A 19,501-nucleotide genomic window follows, 5' to 3' on the forward strand; every position below is an offset into this window, starting at 1 on the left:
GCCGAACAATTATTGTGGGAAAGCCCCGTGCCCTTGTGGCACGGGGCTTTTCTGCGTTCTGGGGCCGGAGTACCAGGCCTGAACCTGCGGCTGCTACCACCTTTCTGCCGCCCTTCTCCTGCTCTTCTCCTGCTCCTCTGCTGCCGCTCCCCGATGCGCCGATCGCGATTAGGCGTATCCCCTGATCCCGTGTATGGTTTACCTCGTTGCCACAGCGCAACGAGGCCCCAATAGCTCAGTCGGTAGAGCGTCTCCATGGTAAGGAGAAGGTCTGCGGTTCGATTCCGCATTGGGGCTCTGAACAACGAAAGGCCCCCGCCACATGGCGGGGGCCTTTCGCGTTGAAGGGGAGCAGCGAGCGGAATCAGGTGAGCGGCGGCTCCGGGACGCGCATGGCCAGGATCGCCATGTCGTCCGAGGCCGGCTCGGCGGCGAAGCGCTCCACGGCCCGCAGGATGCGTGAGGCGACCGCTCCGGCCGTCAGGCCCGTACACGTCGACAGGACGTCCGCGAGGCCGTCGTCGCCCAGCATGCGGGTTCCCTCGCGGCGTTCGGTGACGCCGTCCGTGACGCACAGGAGGACGTCGCCCGGGTTGAGGACGACCTCCTGCTCGTACAGGTCGAGGTCGTCGAGCACGCCCAGCAGGGGCTGCGGCTCCGCGGCCGACTCCACGGAGCCGTCCTGGCGCAGGCGCAGCGGCAGCGGGTGGCCGGCGCAGACCACCTTCAGGAGGGCGCTGCCGTCCTCCTGGGGCCACAGCTCGCCGTACAGCAGGGTCAGGAAGCGGCTGCGGGCGCCCTCGTCGAGGATGGCCGCGTTGAGGCGCTCCAGGACCGCCGGGCCGCCGAAGCCCTCGCGGGCCAGCAGGCGCAGCGCGTGGCGGGCCAGGCCGGTGACGGCGGCCGCCTCGGGGCCCGTACCGCAGACGTCGCCGATGGCGAAGCCGTACGCGCCGTCGCTGATCGGGAAGACGTCGTAGAAGTCGCCGCCGACCTCGTTGCCCTCGCCCGCGGCGCGGTAGATGACCTCGATCTCGACGTTCGGCACGTCGGGGAGGCCCGGGGGCAGCAGGCTGCGCTGGAGGGACTGGCTGATCGCCATGCGCTCCGAGTACAGGCGGGCGTTGTCCAGGGCCAGGGCGGCTCTGCGGGACAGGTCCTCGGCCAGTTCCAGGATCTCCTGGCGGAAGTGGTCGTCCGAAGGCTTCCCGAGCGTCAGCATGCCGATCACACGGTTGCGGGCGACCAGCGGAAGGACCACCGTCTCGCCGCCGACCGCCTGGGCCGTGGCGAGCGTCGTGCGGGTGGCCGTGTTCATGCTCAGCGGGGCGTCGTGGGCCAGGCTGCGGGTCGACGTGGACAGGGCCGCACGGTGGCCCGCCTCCGCCGGGGCGGCCCAGACGCGGGCGCCGGGCGTCGGGACCGGATCCGGTGGGGCGATCTTCGAGAGCAGGGCCTTGAGGCCGTCGATGAGGTCCTCGTCCTCGTGGAGCACGTACGAGAGGTACGGATCGGAGGACTGGTCCGCGATCGTGTAGACCGCGCACCAGGTGGCCAGGGTCGGGACCGTCATCTGGGCCATCAGCGCCAGGGTCTGGTCCCGGTCCAGTGTGCCGGCCAGCAGGTCGGAGGCCTCGACGAGGAAGGACAGGGAGCCGCGGCGCAGCCGCTCCAGCTCGCCGAGGCGGGCGGACTCCACGGCCAGCGCGATGCGGTCGGCGGCGAACTGGAGGCGCAGGGCCTCCTCGTTCGAGTAGCGGCCCGCGCCCTCCGCCGCGACGCCCAGGGAGCCGGTGAGCCGCCCCTCGACCTTCAGCGGGACCGTGACGACCGAGCGCATCCCGGTGTCGGTGAGGAGCGGGACGGCGCCGGGAACGGCGGTCAGGTCCTCGTGGACGGCCGGCATGCGGGCGGAGCCGTAGCGTCCCGTTCCGGCTTCCACGGGGACCCGGGCGAAGCGCTGGCGGGCCGAGGGGAGGCCCGTCGTCGCGCGGACCTCCAGTTCCGTCTCGTCGTCCGTGGCGAGCAGGAGGAACGCGGCGTCGGCGTCGAGCATGTCGCGGGCCCGCTCGACCGTCCGCTGGAGGAGCCCGTCGAGGTCGTCGGGGGCGGGGGAGCCGATGAAGACCTCGAACGGGTCCGTGGTGCGGCTGTCGGAGGAGGCGTCGGAGACCGGGGCGCGGACCGGGGTCTGGAGGACGGCGCGTTCGGCGTCGCGGACGAGGAGGCAGACCGTGGACGGGTCGCCGTCGGTGTCGCGGACCCGCAGGTGCGAGGCGTAGACGGCGATGGTCCGGCCGTCGGCGCCGCGGATGCCGTAGCTGCCCTCCCAGCGGGACAGCTGGAGGGCGTCGGCGATGCCGGTGTTGGTGCCCGGGGTGTTCGGCCAGGCCACGAAGTCGGTGAACTGCTTGCCCGTCACCTGCTCCGCCGTGTGCCCGAAGACGTACGCGGCGTCGTCGTTCCACGCGCTGATCGCGCCGACGCTGTCGATCTGGACGACGGCGACCCGGATCCGCTGGTCGGTGACCGGGAGGAGCGAGGTGGGCAGGACCGGGCCGGCGGAGCGGATGCCCACGGGCCGCTCGGGCAGGTCCAGCTGGAACCACACGTGCTTGCGGGTGGGGGAGTACTCGACGCCCCAGCGGGAGGCCAGGGCGGCGCAGAGCAGCAGACCGCGGCCGTTCTCGCGGTCCGGGCTGCCGAAGTCGAGGCCGCTGCTCTGGAGCGGGACCTCGCGTTCGGGGTAGTGGTCGGAGACCTCGACGCGGACGCCGTCCTCGGTGCGCAGGCACAGGACGTCGGCCGCCGTCCCCGCGTGGATGACGGCGTTGGTCACGAGCTCACTGGTGAGGACGACGGCGTCGTCCACGACATCGTTGTAACCCCACCCCTGGAGCGTGTCCCGGACGAAGGCGCGGGCGGTCGCGACCGAGCGCCCGACCGGTTCGAAGGTGGCGGCCGCGCGCGCGGTGATCACAGCACTCCCCATATTGGTGTCTCGTCGCTTCCCCGAGTCCTGTGCCCGTTTATCGCCGCTTCGATTCGCTTGCCAGGCTAGACGTATCTCAAGGCTGCCGGGTACACGAGGGCCGAGTTCGGGACAAGTCGCCCCGGTGGTGCGCGGGCGCACAAGTATGGCCTCCCGGTGCACGGGACGGGGAGCAACCGGTGCAGGTTTCCCGCCGACCTGTTCCGGCCTGGTACGTTGCAACGATTTGACGTCCGTCCGGCTGCCCGTTGACGGTGTGCTGTGGCGGTGAGCCAGAGTGGAACTGGGCAAGCTTCCGGATAGGCCCGAGTGAACGGTCAACCCCTGCGGGAGGGACACGGTGGAGTCTGGCGTGGCGGCGCAGGGTTCGAAGGCGCGTACAAAAGGCGGACAGTCCGTGAAAAAGCAGCGCAATGGCACCGTCGAAGTGGACGCGGCCGCTCTGAACAGAGTGCTCGCGGGCCTCGTGGCGATGCGCGACGGCAATTTCCGCAGGCGGCTCACCGTCTCGGGCGACGGTGTGATGACGGAGATCGCGGCGGTCTTCAACGAGGTCGCCGACCGCAATCTCCATCTCACCGGTGAGCTGGCGCGCGTCCGGCGGGTGGTCGGGCGCGAGGGCAAGCTCACGGAGCGGCTGGAGACGGGCGCCTGTGAGGGTTCCTGGGCCGCCGCCATCGACGCCTCCAACGAGCTCGTCGACGATCTCGCGCGACCGGTCTCCGAAGTGGGCCGGGTCCTGTCGGCGGTCGCCGACGGTGATCTGGAACAGCGGATGGAGCTGCGCTCGCACACCCAGGACGAGACGGTACGGCCGCTGCGCGGCGAGTTCCTGAAGGTCGCCCGTACGGTCAACAACCTGGTCGACCAGCTGTCGGTCTTCACCGAGCAGGTGACCCGGGTCGCCGTCGAGGTGGGCACCGAGGGCAAGCTAGGCGGCCAGGCGCAGGTGCGGGGGATGTCCGGGTCCTGGAAGGACCTCACGGACTCCGTGAACACCATGGCGTACCGGCTCACCGCCCAGGTGCGGGACATCGCGCTGGTGACGACGGCGGTCGCCAAGGGTGATCTGTCGCGGAAGGTCACCGTCCATGTGGCCGGTGAGATGCTCCAGCTGAAGAACACCGTCAACACGATGGTCGACCAGCTGTCCTCGTTCTCCTCCGAGGTGACGCGCGTCGCCCGTGAGGTGGGTACGGAGGGCGAGCTGGGCGGTCAGGCGACCGTGCCGGGTGTGGCCGGGGTGTGGAAGGACCTCACCGACTCCGTCAACACGATGGCGGGCAACCTCACCTCCCAGGTGCGCGGGATCGCGGAGGTGACGACGGCGGTCGCCAGCGGCGACCTGACGCAGAAGGTCACGGTGAGCGCGCGTGGCGAGGTCGCGCAGCTCGCCGAGACGATCAACCAGATGACCGAGACGCTGCGGACCTTCGCGGACGAAGTGACCCGGGTGGCCAGCGAGGTCGGTGGCGAGGGGCTCCTCGGCGGTCAGGCGCAGGTGCCCGGTGCCGCCGGGACGTGGAAGGACCTCACCGACTCGGTGAACACGGTCTTCCGGAACCTCACCACCCAGGTGCGCGACATCGCCCAGGTGACGACCGCGGTGGCCAGCGGCGACATGTCGCAGAAGGTCACGGTCGACGTGGCCGGCGAGATGCTGGAGCTGAAGAACACCGTCAACACGATGGTGGACCAGCTCCAGTCGTTCGGTTCCGAGGTGACCCGGGTGGCCCGGGAGGTCGGTGTCGAGGGCCGCCTCGGCGGGCAGGCCGAGGTGCCGGGGGCGGCGGGCACGTGGAAGGACCTCACCGACTCGGTGAACACCGCCTTCCGCAACCTGACCGGTCAGGTCCGGGACATCGCGCAGGTCACCACGGCGGTCGCCAACGGTGACCTGTCGCAGAAGGTCACCGTGGACGTGGCCGGCGAGATGCTGGAGCTGAAGAACACCGTCAACACGATGGTGGCGCAGCTCTCCAGCTTCGCCGACCAGGTGACGCGGATGGCCCGGGACGTGGGCACCGAGGGCCGCCTCGGCGGTCAGGCGCGCGTGGACGGCGTCTCGGGTACGTGGAAGGAGCTGACGGACTCCGTCAACTTCATGGCCGGGAACCTCACCTCCCAGGTGAGGCAGATCGCGCAGGTGACGACGGCGGTGGCGCGGGGCGACCTGTCGCAGAAGATCGACGTGGACGCCCGGGGCGAGATCCTGGAGCTCAAGAACACCATCAACACCATGGTCGACCAGCTCTCGGCCTTCGCCGACCAGGTGACCAGGGTGGCCCGTGAAGTGGGTACGGACGGCCGGCTCGGCGGTCAGGCGCAGGTGCCCGGCGTCGCCGGAGTGTGGCGCGATCTGACTGATTCGGTGAACGGCATGGCGGGGAACCTCACCGCTCAGGTCCGTAACATCGCGCAGGTCGCCACGGCGGTCGCGCGCGGTGACCTGTCGCAGAAGATCGACGTGGACGCCCGGGGCGAGATCCTGGAGCTGAAGAACACCCTCAACACGATGGTGGACCAGCTGTCCAACTTCGCGGAGCAGGTGACGCGGGTCGCCCGTGAGGTGGGTACGGAAGGCATCCTCGGCGGTCAGGCCGAGGTGCAGGGTGTGTCCGGAACGTGGAAGGACCTCACGCAGTCCGTCAACGGCATGGCGAACAACCTGACCCTCCAGGTCCGCAACATCGCCGAGGTCACCACCGCGGTCGCCAAGGGCGATCTCTCGAAGAAGATCACCGTCGACGCCAAGGGCGAGATCCTCGAACTGGTCACGACCGTCAACACGATGGTCGACCAGCTGCTGAACTTCGCCGACGAGGTGACGCGGGTGGCCCGCGAGGTGGGCACCGAGGGGATTCTCGGCGGTCAGGCGCGGGTGCGCGGGGCGACCGGCATCTGGAAGGACCTCAGCGAGAACGTCAACCTGATGGCCAACAACCTGACCAGCCAGGTGCGCAACATCTCCCGGGTCTCCTCCGCGGTCGCCAACGGCGATCTGACGAAGAAGGTCACCGTGGAGGCGCGCGGCGAGGTCGCCGAGCTGGCCGACACGGTCAACACGATGGTGACGACGCTGTCCTCGTTCGCCGACGAGGTCACGCGCGTGGCCCGTGAGGTGGGTACGGAGGGCGAGCTGGGCGGCCAGGCCCGGGTGCCGGGGGTCGCCGGCACGTGGAAGGACCTCACCGAGTCCGTGAACTCGATGGCCTCCAACCTGACCGGTCAGGTGCGGCAGATCGCCACGGTCACGACCGCCATCGCCAAGGGCGATCTGACCAAGAAGATCGACATCGACGCGCGCGGTGAGATCCAGGAGCTGAAGAACACCATCAACACGATGGTCGACCAGCTGTCCTCGTTCGCCGAGCAGGTGACCCGGGTCGCCCGCGAGGTGGGCACCGAGGGGCAGTTGGGCGGTCAGGCGCGGGTGCGGGACGTGGACGGCACCTGGCGCGACCTCACCGAGTCGGTGAACGAGATGGCCGGGAACCTGACCCGTCAGGTGCGCGCCATCGCGGCCGTCGCCACCGCGGTGACCCGCGGCGATCTGAACCTCAAGATCGATGTGGACGCGGCCGGGGAGATCCAGGTCCTCCAGGACAACATCAACACGATGATCGCGAACCTCCGCGACACCACCCTCGCCAACAAGGAGCAGGACTGGCTGAAGGGCAACCTCGCCCGGATCTCCGGTCTGATGCAGGGCCGCCGCGATCTGGACGACGTGGCCTCGCTGATCATGAGCGAGCTGACGCCGGTGGTCTCGGCACAGCACGGCGCGTTCTTCCTGGCCATGTCCCCGGGCGACTCGGACGAGGTCGGTCCGGACAACGGTGACGACGGTGCGTACGAGCTGCGGATGCGGGGGAGTTACGGCTACTCGGCGGGTTCGATGCCGACCTCGTTCCGGCCCGGTGAGACGCTCATCGGGACGGCGGCCGAGGAGAAGCGGACGATCCAGGTGGACAACGTTCCGCCGGGGTATCTGAAGATCTCCTCCGGGCTCGGCGAGGCGCCGCCCGCGCATGTGATCGTGCTGCCGGTGCTGTTCGAGGGCAAGGTCCTCGGGGTGATCGAGCTGGCCTCCTTCCAGCCGTTCACGCACATCCAGCGGGACTTCCTCAACCAGCTCGCCGAGATGATCGCGACGAGTGTCAACACGATCAGCGTCAACACCAAGACCGAGAAGCTGCTGGAGCAGTCGCAGGAGCTGACCGAGCAGCTGCGTGACCGCTCGCAGGAGTTGGAGAACCGGCAGAAGGCCCTCCAGGCGTCCAACGCCGAACTGGAGGAGAAGGCCGAGCTGCTGGCCCAGCAGAACCGCGACATCGAGGTGAAGAACACCGAGATCGAGGAGGCGCGTCAGGTCCTGGAGGAGCGCGCCGAGCAGCTCGCGGTCTCGATGCGCTACAAGTCCGAGTTCCTGGCGAACATGTCGCACGAGCTGCGCACCCCGCTCAACTCGCTGCTGATCCTGGCCAAGTTGCTGGCGGACAACGCCGAGGGCAATCTCTCGCCGAAGCAGGTGGAGTTCGCCGAGACCATCCACGGGGCCGGATCCGATCTGCTCCAGCTGATCAACGACATCCTCGACCTCTCCAAGGTCGAGGCGGGCAAGATGGACGTCAGCCCGACCCGGATCGCCCTGGTCCAGCTGGTCGACTACGTGGAGGCGACCTTCCGCCCGCTCACCGCGGAGAAGGGGCTCGACTTCTCCGTACGGGTCTCGCCGGAGCTGCCCGCGACGCTGCACACCGATGAGCAGCGGCTGCTCCAGGTGCTGCGCAACCTGCTCTCCAACGCGGTGAAGTTCACCGATACCGGCGCGGTGGAGCTGGTGATCCGGCCGGCCGGCGCCGATGTGCCGAACGCGATCCGGGAGCATCTGCTGGAGGCGGGTTCGCTGCGGGACGCCGAAGCCGATCTGATCGCGTTCTCGGTCACCGACACCGGGATCGGGATCGCGTCCAGCAAGATGCTGGTGATCTTCGAGGCGTTCAAGCAGGCGGACGGCACGACGAGCCGGAAGTACGGCGGCACCGGTCTCGGTCTCTCCATCAGCCGGGAGATCGCCCGGCTGCTCGGTGGCGAGATCCATGCCGCGAGCGAGCCGGGACGGGGTTCGACCTTCACCCTGTACCTGCCGCTGCACCGCGCCGAGCTGCCGCCCCAGGGCTTCCCCGCGGTCGGTTCCGGTTCCGCCGAGGTGCTGGGTGGCACGGGCGAGATGGGGCAGGCGCAGTCGCCGCAGGGCCAGTCGGCTCCGTACGGCGACCCGGCCAACTCCGCCGGGGTGTTCCGCAGGCGGCGCAAGGCCCTGGGCGACGCGGCCCGCAAGCCCGCGCTGCCGGCTGGGCGCACGACGTCCGAGGGCGCCCCGCAGCAGGAGGAGTGGGTGCAGGGGAGCCAGGGCGAGAGCCAGGGGCAGGACCAGGGCGCGGCGGCCGAGCCGGCGCCCCGGCGGACATTCCGCTTCCGGGGCGAGAAGGTGCTCATCGTCGATGACGACATCCGTAACGTCTTCGCGCTCACCAGCGTGCTGGAGCAGCACGGACTCTCCGTGCTGTACGCGGAGAACGGCCGTGAGGGCATCGAAGTCCTGGAGCAGCACGACGATGTGACGGTCGTGCTGATGGACATCATGATGCCCGAGATGGACGGGTACGCGACGACGACCGCGATCCGGCGGATGCCGCAGTTCGCCGGGCTGCCGATCGTCGCGCTCACCGCGAAGGCGATGAAGGGCGACCGGGAGAAGGCCATCGATTGCGGAGCTTCCGACTATGTGACGAAGCCGGTCGACCCTGATCATCTGCTTGCGGTGATGGAGCAGTGGATGCACGGAGAGTGATCGAGGATTGAATGAATTGGCGTGAGTTATTGACCGACTGTGCTCGAACGAGTGTGAACGCGCTGCATTCGGGGAACCTTCTGGACTCCCACCGCGTTTCCGGTATGTGCACAGTGACATCGCGGTGACAGGGTGTGGTGACGGGCGGGGTGCGGCTACCATGACCGGCACAAGGACGGACGGCGTAAGGGAGTCGTCCCCTGGGGCGGCACCCGGTGCATTTCCGGGGCGAGGAGGGCGGGCCATGGTGCAGAAGGCCAAGATCCTCCTGGTCGATGACCGGCCGGAGAATCTGCTGGCGCTGGAGGCCATCCTCTCTGCGCTCGATCAGACACTGGTGCGGGCATCGTCAGGGGAGGAGGCGCTCAAAGCGCTGCTCACGGACGACTTCGCGGTCATTCTGCTGGACGTCCAGATGCCGGGCATGGACGGTTTCGAGACCGCCGCGCACATCAAGCGGCGGGAGCGGACCCGGGACATCCCGATCATCTTCCTCACCGCCATCAACCACGGTCCGCACCACACCTTCCGCGGGTACGCGGCCGGCGCGGTGGACTACATCTCCAAGCCGTTCGACCCGTGGGTGCTGCGGGCCAAGGTCTCCGTCTTCGTCGAGCTGTACATGAAGAACTGCAAGCTGCGTGAGCAGGCGGCCCTGCTGCGGCTCCAGTTGGAGGGCGACGGCCACGCGGGCGGCGAGCACGAGAAGGAGCCGGCCGGTCTGCTGGCCGAACTCTCCGCACGGCTCGCGGCGGTCGAGGAGCAGGCGGAAGCGCTCTCCAAGCAGCTCGACGACGAATCCGCGGACGCGGCCGCGGTCGCCACCGCCGCCCACCTGGAGCGCAAGCTGACCGGTCTGCGCCGCGCGCTCGACGCGCTGGAGCCGGGCACCGGCGGAGGCGCGGGCGTGCTGCCCGCACAGGGCTGACATCTCCGGCCCCTGACGCGTCGAGCCCCGCGCGTGTGCAGCCCCTGCCGTGAAGCGGAGCCGGGGCCATGAGGCGGCGTCAGTTCCCCGCCGCTCGGAGGCGACACGGTCGGGTGAACGAGTAGGCGAACGTGTTCACGGGCGACGACAGCGGTAACCTCGGCACCATGGCCTCACGTACGTCCGGCAAGGGTTCCCAGGGCACGGCGGGCACCGCGAAGAGCGTCGGCCGTACTGCGGGCCCGGCGAAGAAAGCCGCGCCCGCCAAGAAGACCGCACCGAAGAAGTCGGCTGCCCCCGCCAAGAAGGCTCCCGCGAAGAAGGCGGCGGCCAAGAAGCCCGCGCCCAGGCCCGCGCCGTCACCCACCGGGGGCGTCTACCGGCTGGTGCGCGCCATCTGGCTCGGTACGGCACACGGCGTCGGCGCGGTGTTCCGCTCGATAGGGCGTGGCGCCAAGGGACTTGACCCCGCCCACCGCAAGGACGGGCTGGCGCTGCTGCTGCTCGGCCTGGCGCTGATCGTCGCCGCGGGCACCTGGTCCAACCTCCAGGGGCCGGTCGGCGACCTGGTCGAGATGCTGGTGACCGGCGCCTTCGGCCGGCTCGACCTGCTCGCGCCGATACTGCTGGGCGCGATGGCGGTGCGGCTCATCCTGTACCCGGAGCGGCCCGAGGCCAACGGCCGGATCGTCATCGGACTGTCCGCGCTGGTCATCGGCGTCCTCGGCCAGGTCCACATCGCCTGCGGTTCGCCGGGCCGGGACGCGGGCACCGAGGCCATGCAGGACGCGGGCGGGCTGATCGGCTGGGCCACGTCCAAACCGCTGATCTTCATGATGGGCGAGGTCCTCGCCGTACCGCTGCTCGTGCTGCTGACCGTGTTCGGGCTGCTCGTCGTCACCGCCACCCCCGTCAACGCCATTCCGCAGCGGCTGCGTCAGCTCGGCGTCCGCCTCGGCATCGTGGAACCGGCGCCCGATGCCCACGAAGGGTACGAGGACGACGACGAGCGCTACGAGGAACAGTGGCGTGAGGCGCTGCCCGAGCGGACCCGCCGACGCGGTACACGGCGTACGGTCACGGACCCGGCGGACGACCACGACCGGGCCGAGGAGGAAGCGCTCACCAAGCGCCGCAGGACCCGCAGGCCCTCCGCGCAGCCCGCGATGAACCGGCCGCTGGACGCGGTGGACGTCGCGGCCGCCGCCGCTGCCGCGCTCGACGGGGCCGTGCTCAACGGCATGCCGCCCTCTCCGGTCGTCGCCGACCTGACCCAGGGCGTCTCCGTGGACCGGGAACGCACCGGGACGCCCGTGCCCGGGGCCCGGGAGGCCGAGCGGGAGGAGCGCCCGAAGCCCGGAGTCCGGAAGTCCGCCCCCGCGCCCGAGGGCGGCGAGGAGCGGTCGGGCGGGGTGCCCGACCTGACCAAGCCCGCCCCCGAGTCCGCGCCGGGGCTGCCCGCCCGCGCCGAACAGCTCCAGCTCTCCGGCGACATCACGTACTCCCTGCCCTCGCTCGACCTGCTGGAGCGCGGCGGCCCGGGCAAGACCCGCAGCGCCGCCAACGACCGCGTGGTCGCCTCGCTGACCACCGTCTTCACCGAGTTCAAGGTGGACGCCGCCGTCACCGGCTTCACCCGGGGCCCCACCGTCACCCGGTACGAGGTGGAGCTCGGCCCCGCGGTGAAGGTCGAGAAGATCACCGCCCTGACCAAGAACATCGCCTACGCGGTGGCCAGTCCGGACGTACGGATCATCTCGCCGATCCCGGGCAAGTCGGCGGTCGGCATCGAGATCCCCAACAGCGACCGGGAGATGGTAAACCTCGGCGACGTGCTGCGTCTGGCCGAGGACGACGACCCGATGATGGTGGCCTTCGGCAAGGACGTCGAGGGCGGCTACGTCATGCACAGCCTGGCGAAGATGCCCCACATGCTCGTGGCCGGCGCCACCGGCTCGGGCAAGTCGTCCTGCATCAACTGCCTGATCACCTCGATCATGGTGCGGGCCACCCCCGAGGACGTGCGGATGGTCCTCGTCGACCCCAAGCGCGTCGAGCTGACCGCGTACGAGGGCATCCCGCACCTGATCACCCCGATCATCACCAACCCCAAGAAGGCCGCCGAGGCGCTGCAATGGGTCGTGCGCGAGATGGACCTGCGCTACGACGACCTCGCCGCCTTCGGCTTCCGGCACATCGACGACTTCAACAAGGCGGTACGCGAAGGCAAGGTGAAGCTCCCCGAGGGGAGTGAGCGCGAGCTGTCCCCGTACCCGTATCTGCTGGTGATCGTCGACGAGCTGGCCGACCTGATGATGGTGGCCCCGCGCGACGTCGAGGACTCGATCGTCCGCATCACCCAGCTCGCCCGCGCGGCCGGCATCCACCTGGTGCTCGCCACCCAGCGGCCCTCGGTCGACGTCGTGACCGGCCTGATCAAGGCGAACGTGCCCTCCCGGCTCGCCTTCGCCACCTCTTCGCTCGCCGACAGCCGCGTCATCCTCGACCAGCCCGGCGCCGAGAAGCTCATCGGCAAGGGCGACGGGCTCTTCCTCCCGATGGGCGCCAACAAACCCACCCGTATGCAGGGCGCCTTCGTCACCGAGGACGAGGTCGCGGCCGTCGTCCAGCACTGCAAGGACCAGATGGCGCCGGTCTTCCGGGACGACGTCGTCGTCGGTACGAAGCAGAAGAAGGAGATCGACGAGGACATCGGCGACGACCTGGACCTGCTCTGCCAGGCGGCCGAACTGGTCGTCTCCACCCAGTTCGGATCGACCTCGATGCTCCAGCGCAAGCTGCGGGTCGGCTTCGCCAAGGCGGGCCGGCTGATGGACCTGATGGAGTCCCGCTCCATCGTCGGCCCCAGCGAGGGATCCAAGGCGCGGGACGTCCTGGTGAAACCGGACGAGCTCGACGGGGTGTTGGCCGTCATCCGCGGGGAATCCGCTCCGTAAAGGTTTTGTGGGCAACCGTTTCGTACGGTCGTACGTCCAGTTGAAGGGAGGGACGAAACCGTGCCCCTCCCCACAGCTCGCTCCGCCACCACCTCACCCCTGCTCCCACCCCGTTCGGCCCACTACAGGTTGCCCAGTCCTCGATCGGGGCTGTCCTTCGCCCCCGCTCCGCACCGGAGCCGGAGGCGAAGACGTCCGGCGAAACCCGATGGCGTACAAAGTCGTCCCTCCCGGTTGCCCCACCCTTTCGTACCCCCCCTAGACTGAACATCCAGCAGGTGGCTCACGCTCGAAAGGCGCCCCCGTGTCCATCGGCAACTCCCCCGAAGACGACCGGCCTTCGATCGGTCGTGCCCTTCAGCAGGCTCGCATCGCCGCAGGTCTGACGGTCGAGGAAGTCAGCAGCTCCACCCGGGTGCGCATCCCCATCGTGCACGCGATCGAGCAGGACGACTTCTCCCGCTGCGGCGGCGACGTCTACGCCCGCGGCCACATCCGCACGCTCGCGCGTGCCGTCGGTCTCGATCCGGAACCGCTGGTCGAGGAGTACGACGCCGATCACGGCGGCCGTCCCGCCCCGACCCCCGCGGCACCGCTGTTCGAAGCGGAACGCATCCGCTCCGAACCCCGGCGGCCCAACTGGACCGCCGCCATGGTCACGGCCATCGTCGCCGTCGTCGGATTCGTCGGCTTCACGCTCTTCAGCGGCGAGGACGAACCCACCAACACCGCCCAGGTCGCCGAGGGCTCCAAGCCCGACAAGACCGCGGCCAAGCCCACCACCACGAAGCCCGCCGCCCCCAAGCCCGTGCCCTCCGAGAGCGCCATCGCCGCCGCCCCCCGGGACAAGGTGACGGTCAAGCTCAGCGCGGACCGCGGCAAGAGCTGGATCTCGGTCAAGGACCACAACGGACGGGGGCTCTTCGACGGGCTGCTGCTCCAGGGCGAGTCCAAGACCTTCCAGGACAAGGAGCGCATCGACCTCGTCCTCGGCGACGCCGGGGCGATCAGCCTCTTCGTCAACGGCAAGCAGGTCGAGGACCGCTTCGGTCCCGGCCAGGTCGAACGGCTCTCCTACACCAAGGGCGACCCCGAGGCCGGCTGATCCGAGCCCCTCGAATCCCCTGCCGCGTCCCGACGGGCGCCCGGTCTCGCACCGGGCGCCCGTCGGCGTTCCCGCCCCGCCCGGCTGCTACGCGGAGTAACAGCGGGGGGCCAGGCAACCCTGCACGGCGGGGCGGTCGCCGGGACGAAGTAGTCTTGAGTCCATGCCCGAACGCCGTACCGTCGCCCTTGTCACTCTTGGCTGCGCCCGTAACGAGGTGGACTCGGAGGAGCTTGCAGGCCGCTTGGCAGCGGACGGCTGGGACCTCGTCGAGGACGCCTCGGACGCGGATGTCGCAGTCGTCAACACCTGTGGGTTCGTCGAAGCCGCCAAGAAGGACTCCGTCGACGCCCTGCTCGAAGCCAACGATCTCAAGGACCACGGCCGCACCCAGGCCGTCGTCGCCGTCGGCTGCATGGCCGAGCGCTACGGCAAGGACCTCGCCGAGGCCCTGCCGGAGGCGGACGGCGTCCTCGGATTCGACGACTACGCCGACATCTCCGACCGGCTCCAGACCATCCTCAACGGCGGCATCCACGCCTCGCACACCCCGCGCGACCGCCGCAAGCTGCTGCCGATCAGCCCCGCCGAGCGGCAGGACGCCGCCGTGGCGCTGCCCGGCCACGCCCAGGAGGCGCCCGCCCCGGCCCCCGAGGACCTTCCCGAAGGCGTCGCCCCGGTCTCCGGGCCGCGGGCACCGCTGCGCCGTCGGCTCGGCACCAGCCCCGTCGCCTCGGTCAAGCTCGCCTCCGGCTGCGACCGCCGCTGCTCCTTCTGCGCCATCCCCTCCTTCCGCGGCTCCTTCATCTCGCGGCGGCCCTCGGACGTGCTCCAGGAGACCCGCTGGCTGGCCGAGCAGGGCGTCAAGGAGGTCATGCTCGTCTCCGAGAACAACACTTCCTACGGCAAGGACCTCGGCGACATCCGCCTCCTGGAGACCCTGCTGCCCGAGCTGGCCGACGTGGACGGCATCGAGCGGATCCGGGTCAGCTACCTCCAGCCCGCCGAGATGCGCCCCGGCCTCATCGACGTCCTCACCTCGACGCCGAAGGTCGCCCCGTACTTCGACCTCTCCTTCCAGCACTCCTCCCCGAGCGTGCTGCGCACGATGCGCCGCTTCGGCGACACCGACCGCTTCCTGGAGCTCCTGGACACCATCCGGAGCAAGGCGCCCCAGGCCGGCGCCCGCTCCAACTTCATCGTCGGCTTCCCCGGCGAGACCGAGGCGGACCTCGCCGAGCTGGAACGCTTCCTCACCGGCGCCCGCCTCGACGCGATCGGCGTCTTCGGCTACTCCGACGAGGAGGGCACCGAGGCGGTCGGCTACGAGAACAAGCTGGACGCCGACGTCATCGCGGAGCGCCTCGCCCACATCTCCCAGCTGGCCGAGGAGCTGACCTCGCAGCGGGCCGAGGAGCGCGTCGGCGAGACCCTCCAGGTGCTCGTGGAATCCGTGGAGTCGGAGGACGACGGCGACGTCGCGATCGGCCGCGCGGCCCACCAGGCCCCCGAAACGGACGGCCAGGTGGTCTTCACCACACGCGAGGGACTCGTGCCGGGCCGTATGGTCGAGGCAAAGGCAGTGGGCACCGAGGGCGTCGACCTGGTGGCCGAACACCACGAGCTTGCGGAGGCAGCCAGATGACGGGAGTCCCGGCATCCGCGGCAGGCGGTTCCGGCGCGAAGCCGGTCCGCGGCGGCAAGCTGGGGACTGCGGCCGTCAACCAGGCCAGCCTGTGGAACATCGCCAACATCCTGACCATGGTGCGACTGCTGCTCGTGCCCGGCTTCGTCCTGCTGCTGTTCCACAACGGCGGCTACGATCCGGCCTGGCGCTCCTTCGCCTGGGCGGCCTTCGCCGTCGCCATGATCACCGATCTGTTCGACGGCCATCTCGCGCGTACGTACAACCTGGTCACGGACTTCGGGAAGATCGCCGACCCGATCGCCGACAAAGCGATCATGGGCGCGGCGCTGATCTCGCTCTCGATCCTGGGCGATCTGCCCTGGTGGATCACCGGCGTGATCATCGCCCGTGAGCTGGGCATCACGCTGATGCGGTTCTGGGTGATCCGCCATGCCGTGATCCCGGCGAGCCGGGGCGGCAAGCTGAAGACGCTCGCGCAGGGGACGGCGGTCGGGATGTACGTCCTGGCGCTCACCGGACCCCTGGCGACCCTGCGCTTCTGGGTGATGATGGTCGCCGTCGTGCTGACGGTCGTCACCGGACTCGATTACGTACGCCAGGCCGTCGTCCTGCGCCGCAAAGGCCTCGCGGCGGAGCGCGCCGCCGCGGCCGAGCGGGCGGCGCAGGCCGCGGAGGAGGCGTTGCGGGCTGCGGCCGGGACCACGCTGGGTGCCGGTGCCGGTGCCGGTGCGGGTCCCGGTACTGCGGCCGGTGGGTCGGACGGACGCGGTGGTGTCACCGACGTACGGGGTTCCGGGACGGACGTACGCGGTACGGCCGAGGCACGAGACGCCGCGGAGGCCGAGCGGTGACAGCCGCCGCCCGGGCGCTCCGGCTTCTCGGGGCGCGGGGCGAGACGCTCGCCGTCGCGGAATCGCTGACCGGTGGCCTGGTCGCCGCCGAACTGACCTCCGTACCCGGAGCCTCGCGGTCCTTCCGGGGCTCGGTGACGGCCTACGCCACCCCGCTGAAGCGGGACGTCCTGGGCGTCGACGCGACCCTTCTGGCGGAGCGCGGCGCGGTGGACCCCGAGGTCGCGCTGCAGATGGCGGCCGGTGTGCGCCGGGCGCTCGACGCGGACTGGGGGGTTTCCACCACGGGCGTCGCGGGACCGGAACCCCAGGACGGACAGCCCGTCGGCACCGTCTTCGTGGCCGTTGCCGGACCCTCCGGCGTCGAGAAAGTGACGGCTCTGCGATTGAATGGTGAGAGGGCGGATATCCGTAGTGAGAGTGTGCGAAGCGTCCTCGAACTGCTCGCGAGCGAACTCGGTGGGAATGCGCGGGCACAGGATACGGAACAACACGGGGGGAATTGATGTTTGCAGCCCTGAGTGAACACGACATCGCTCCCCGCACGGCCGCAGCACAAGGCGGTACGGTAGGGCGTGAAGGATGCGGCTACGCGGTCCGAGGAGGGAGCCACCGATGATTCTGCTCCGTCGCCTGCTGGGTGACGTGCTGCGTCGGCAGCGCCAGCGCCAAGGCCGTACTCTGCGCGAAGTCTCCTCGTCCGCCCGGGTCTCGCTCGGTTATCTCTCCGAGGTGGAGCGGGGGCAGAAGGAGGCATCCTCCGAGCTGCTCTCCGCGATTTGCGACGCGCTTGACGTACGGATGTCCGAGCTCATGCGAGAGGTGAGCGACGAGCTCTCGCTCGCGGAGCTGGCCGAGTCGGCAGCTGCCAGTGATCCGGTCCCAGTACCGGTTCGTCCCATGCTCAATTCCGTCTCCGTCTCGTCGGTCGCAGGTGTGCCGTCGGGACGCGTGACCATCAAGGCGCCCGCGGAAGCGGTGGACGTCGTCGCCGCCTGATCCACGCGGCACTGAGCTCGACCGGAGTCCCGGTCGGCCCCTACCGGGGTCGGCCGGGACTTTCGCGTTCGGTGCGTCCGGGCTCGGGTGCGCCTGGGGCCGGGTGTGTTCCGGATCATTGGGTGCGTTTCGGATCAGGTGTGTGAGCCGGGAGTCGGTGGGCACACGGAGGACAAGGCCCACATGACCGTTTTGCTTCATATGTGCCATCGTGGGTGATGCACCGAAACGGTCAGTGAAGTGGCTGACGGATGGGAGTAGCGCACATGTCTGTGGTCAAGAGCACGTTGTCCGAGGGTGATCTCAAGGTCGTGGGAACGGCGCTCCAAGGCGCTCTGGTCGACCTCGTCGACCTCTCCCTGGTGGCCAAGCAGGTTCATTGGAACGTGGTCGGTCCGCGCTTCCGCTCCGTGCACCTCCAGCTCGACGACGTCGTCACCACGGCCCGGCAGCACTCCGACACGGTGGCCGAACGCGCCTCGGCGGTCGGGGTCAACCCGGACGGGCGCTCCGGCACCGTGGCCAAGGAGACGGCCATCGCGTCCGTGCCCGAGGGGTGGATCAAGGACACCGACGCTGTGAAGATCCTGGTCGACGCGCTCGGCGTGGTCATCGGCCGGATGCGGGAGCGCATCGAGGCGACCGACGAGCCGGACCCCGTGACCCAGGACCTGCTGATCGCGCTGACGGCGGATCTCGAAAAGCACGCCTGGATGTTCCAGGCGGAGAGCGCCTGACCCGGCGACCCGTGGTCGCTGAACGGCGGCCGGCCACCGCGATACGTCTGACGAGCGAAGGGGCGACATCATGAGCGACGGAGCCATGGACAAGCTGAAGGGCAAGGGCAAGGAAGCGGTCGGCAAGCTGACCGGCGACCACCGCAAGGAGGCCGAGGGCAAGGCCGACCAGACCAAGGGTGGGGCCAAGGAAGCGGCCGACGGGCTCACCGAGCGCGCCAAGGGCGTCAAGGATTCCCTCGGCCGGGACGACGACAAGTAGTCGCCACGACCCGGCTGCCCAGGCTTTTCCGTGCCCCCGCCGTCCCGGCGGGGGCACGGTCGTGTGGTCGGGGCCCTGCCTGTGGGGGTGGCTCTTCGGCCGGGTGTTCTGGATGCACCACCGTCGCTGCCAGGGGAAACTGCCGGAAAGGGACCTCGGCCGCGGGAGGCAGCGATGATACGGCGATGGGTGCCGGCGCTGGTTCTCGGCGGGCTGTGGTGGTGGGCGGTGCTCCGGCTGGTGCTGCGTCCGGAGCAGGCGGGGCTGGTTGAGGGAGCGGTGGCGGCGGGTGGCTGGGGGCTGAGCCTGTTGCCGGTCCATGTCGCGTCGTTGGCGCCGGTGGGCTCGTCGAGGGGGTCGGGCGCGGCTGTCGCGCGGTTTACCAGGGCATGGCGACGCCGCCGTTCGGCCGGAGGATCTGGCCGGTCATGAAGGCCGAGGCGTCCGAGGCCAGGTGCAGCACCGTGTGGGCGACGTCCTCGGGCTCCCCGACCCGGCCCAGTGGTGATATCCGGGCCATCGTCGCCTCCGCCCGGTGCTGTCCAGCCGCATCGTGCCGGTCGGTCATCGGCGTACGGATCCAGCCGGGCGCGACGGCGTTCACCCGTATGGCGTGCGGCCCCAGCTCCGTGGCCAGCGTCCTGGTCAGCTGGACCACGGCGGCCTTCGCGACGCTGTAGCAGAGCAGACCCGCGCTCGCCGCGTCCACGGCACCCGACGCCATCGTGATCAGCGAGCCGGAGGCGGAGCGGGCTGTCAGAGAGCGGGCCACTTCCTGGCAGGCGTACAGCACCCCCTTGAAATTGGCTGCCAGCACGCGGTCCAGATCCTCGTCCGCCGTCTCCAGCACGCTGCTGGTGTGCATGATCCCGGCCGCGGCGACCAGGATGTCGAGCTGCCCCGCGTCGGCGACCGCGGCACGGACGTGGTCGCGGTCGGTGACGTCCAGGGCGTGGGTCCGGGCGCTGCCGCCCGCCTCCGCGATCAGGTCGTACGTCCGGCGCAGCCCCGTCTCGTCGCGGTCGACGCAGTGGACCAGGGCCCCGGCCTCCGCGAGCAGCAGGGCGCTCGCCCGCCCGATGCCGCTCGCCGCACCGGTGACGAACGCGGCGCGGCCCGTGAGGTCGTACGCGGAGAGAGCCATGACCGGACCGTACGGCCGTAT

At 69.9% G+C, this 19,501-nt stretch carries 13 protein-coding genes and 1 tRNA gene; 12 read left to right on the forward strand and 2 right to left on the reverse strand.

From position 1 onward, the window contains the following. Nucleotides 1–224: 224 nt before the first annotated feature. Nucleotides 225–297: transfer RNA gene (locus IE145_RS31595), tRNA-Thr, on the forward strand. Between the two features lie 67 nt (nucleotides 298–364). On the opposite strand, the gene IE145_RS31600 is transcribed toward IE145_RS31595, so the two are convergent. Then, entirely contained in the window at nucleotides 365–2,992 is a 2,628-nt protein-coding gene (locus IE145_RS31600) for a SpoIIE family protein phosphatase (protein ID WP_189528859.1), read from the reverse strand. Nucleotides 2,993–3,389: 397 nt separating this feature from the next. Between IE145_RS31600 and IE145_RS31605 the strand changes: the two genes are divergently transcribed. The 11 genes from IE145_RS31605 (at nucleotide 3,390) to IE145_RS33630 (ending at nucleotide 18,768) form a co-directional block, all read left to right on the forward strand. Continuing rightward, nucleotides 3,390–8,849: a HAMP domain-containing protein gene (locus tag IE145_RS31605; protein ID WP_189528860.1), complete on the forward strand. Its 5,460-nt coding sequence runs from the start codon at nucleotides 3,390–3,392 to the stop codon at nucleotides 8,847–8,849. Nucleotides 8,850–9,093: 244 nt separating this feature from the next. Beyond that, complete coding sequence (locus IE145_RS31610) at nucleotides 9,094–9,777, forward strand: response regulator (RefSeq protein WP_006128007.1); 684 nt, start codon at nucleotides 9,094–9,096, stop codon at nucleotides 9,775–9,777. A gap of 167 nt (nucleotides 9,778–9,944) precedes the next feature. Beyond that, a complete protein-coding gene (locus tag IE145_RS31615; protein ID WP_189528861.1) occupies nucleotides 9,945–12,734 on the forward strand; it encodes a DNA translocase FtsK in 2,790 nt (929 codons plus the stop codon). Between the two features lie 304 nt (nucleotides 12,735–13,038). Beyond that, on the forward strand, nucleotides 13,039–13,839 hold the full coding sequence (locus IE145_RS31620; protein ID WP_189528862.1) for a helix-turn-helix domain-containing protein: 801 nt from the start codon (nucleotides 13,039–13,041) through the stop codon (nucleotides 13,837–13,839). A gap of 163 nt (nucleotides 13,840–14,002) precedes the next feature. Next, the gene (rimO, locus tag IE145_RS31625; protein ID WP_189528863.1) at nucleotides 14,003–15,484 is read left to right on the forward strand and encodes a 30S ribosomal protein S12 methylthiotransferase RimO; all 1,482 of its coding nucleotides are present in this window, start codon (nucleotides 14,003–14,005) and stop codon (nucleotides 15,482–15,484) included. Continuing rightward, nucleotides 15,481–16,338 (forward strand): CDP-diacylglycerol--glycerol-3-phosphate 3-phosphatidyltransferase, encoded by an 858-nt coding sequence (pgsA, locus tag IE145_RS31630; RefSeq protein ID WP_189528864.1) that lies wholly within the window; start codon nucleotides 15,481–15,483, stop codon nucleotides 16,336–16,338. The genes rimO and pgsA overlap by 4 nt, the downstream gene beginning before the upstream one ends. Next, complete coding sequence (locus IE145_RS31635; RefSeq protein ID WP_189528865.1) at nucleotides 16,335–16,844, forward strand: CinA family protein; 510 nt, start codon at nucleotides 16,335–16,337, stop codon at nucleotides 16,842–16,844. The genes pgsA and IE145_RS31635 overlap by 4 nt, the downstream gene beginning before the upstream one ends. A 109-nt stretch (nucleotides 16,845–16,953) precedes the next feature. Continuing rightward, a complete protein-coding gene (locus tag IE145_RS31640; RefSeq protein ID WP_003965837.1) occupies nucleotides 16,954–17,337 on the forward strand; it encodes a helix-turn-helix domain-containing protein in 384 nt (127 codons plus the stop codon). 266 nt (nucleotides 17,338–17,603) lie between these two features. Then, entirely contained in the window at nucleotides 17,604–18,074 is a 471-nt protein-coding gene (locus IE145_RS31645) for a Dps family protein (protein ID WP_189528866.1), read from the forward strand. Between the two features lie 70 nt (nucleotides 18,075–18,144). After that, entirely contained in the window at nucleotides 18,145–18,336 is a 192-nt protein-coding gene (locus tag IE145_RS31650; protein ID WP_189528867.1) for a CsbD family protein, read from the forward strand. Between the two features lie 174 nt (nucleotides 18,337–18,510). Then, nucleotides 18,511–18,768, forward strand: a complete 258-nt coding sequence (locus tag IE145_RS33630) for a hypothetical protein (RefSeq protein ID WP_229825991.1) — start codon at nucleotides 18,511–18,513, stop codon at nucleotides 18,766–18,768. Here IE145_RS33630 and IE145_RS31655 read toward each other — a convergent pair. Then, nucleotides 18,716–19,480 (reverse strand): SDR family NAD(P)-dependent oxidoreductase, encoded by a 765-nt coding sequence (locus IE145_RS31655; protein WP_189528868.1) that lies wholly within the window; start codon nucleotides 19,478–19,480, stop codon nucleotides 18,716–18,718. The two genes, IE145_RS33630 and IE145_RS31655, sit on opposite strands and share 53 nt — an antisense overlap. Nucleotides 19,481–19,501 lie beyond the last annotated feature (21 nt).

It is taken from the genome of Streptomyces sindenensis (assembly GCF_014649035.1).
In the GTDB taxonomy this organism is placed as follows: Bacteria; Actinomycetota; Actinomycetes; order Streptomycetales; family Streptomycetaceae; genus Streptomyces; species Streptomyces sindenensis.

Coding starts and splice junctions, on each gene's coding strand:
- IE145_RS31600 (WP_189528859.1), bottom strand. CDS start 2,992: ATGGGGAGTGCTGTGATCACCGCGCGCGCGGCCGCCACCTTCGAACCG.
- IE145_RS31610 (WP_006128007.1), top strand. CDS start 9,094: ATGGTGCAGAAGGCCAAGATCCTCCTGGTCGATGACCGGCCGGAGAAT.
- IE145_RS31615 (WP_189528861.1), top strand. CDS start 9,945: ATGGCCTCACGTACGTCCGGCAAGGGTTCCCAGGGCACGGCGGGCACC.
- rimO (WP_189528863.1), top strand. CDS start 14,003: ATGCCCGAACGCCGTACCGTCGCCCTTGTCACTCTTGGCTGCGCCCGT.
- pgsA (WP_189528864.1), top strand. CDS start 15,481: ATGACGGGAGTCCCGGCATCCGCGGCAGGCGGTTCCGGCGCGAAGCCG.
- IE145_RS31640 (WP_003965837.1), top strand. CDS start 16,954: ATGATTCTGCTCCGTCGCCTGCTGGGTGACGTGCTGCGTCGGCAGCGC.
- IE145_RS31645 (WP_189528866.1), top strand. CDS start 17,604: ATGTCTGTGGTCAAGAGCACGTTGTCCGAGGGTGATCTCAAGGTCGTG.
- IE145_RS31650 (WP_189528867.1), top strand. CDS start 18,145: ATGAGCGACGGAGCCATGGACAAGCTGAAGGGCAAGGGCAAGGAAGCG.
- IE145_RS33630 (WP_229825991.1), top strand. CDS start 18,511: ATGATACGGCGATGGGTGCCGGCGCTGGTTCTCGGCGGGCTGTGGTGG.
- IE145_RS31655 (WP_189528868.1), bottom strand. CDS start 19,480: ATGGCTCTCTCCGCGTACGACCTCACGGGCCGCGCCGCGTTCGTCACC.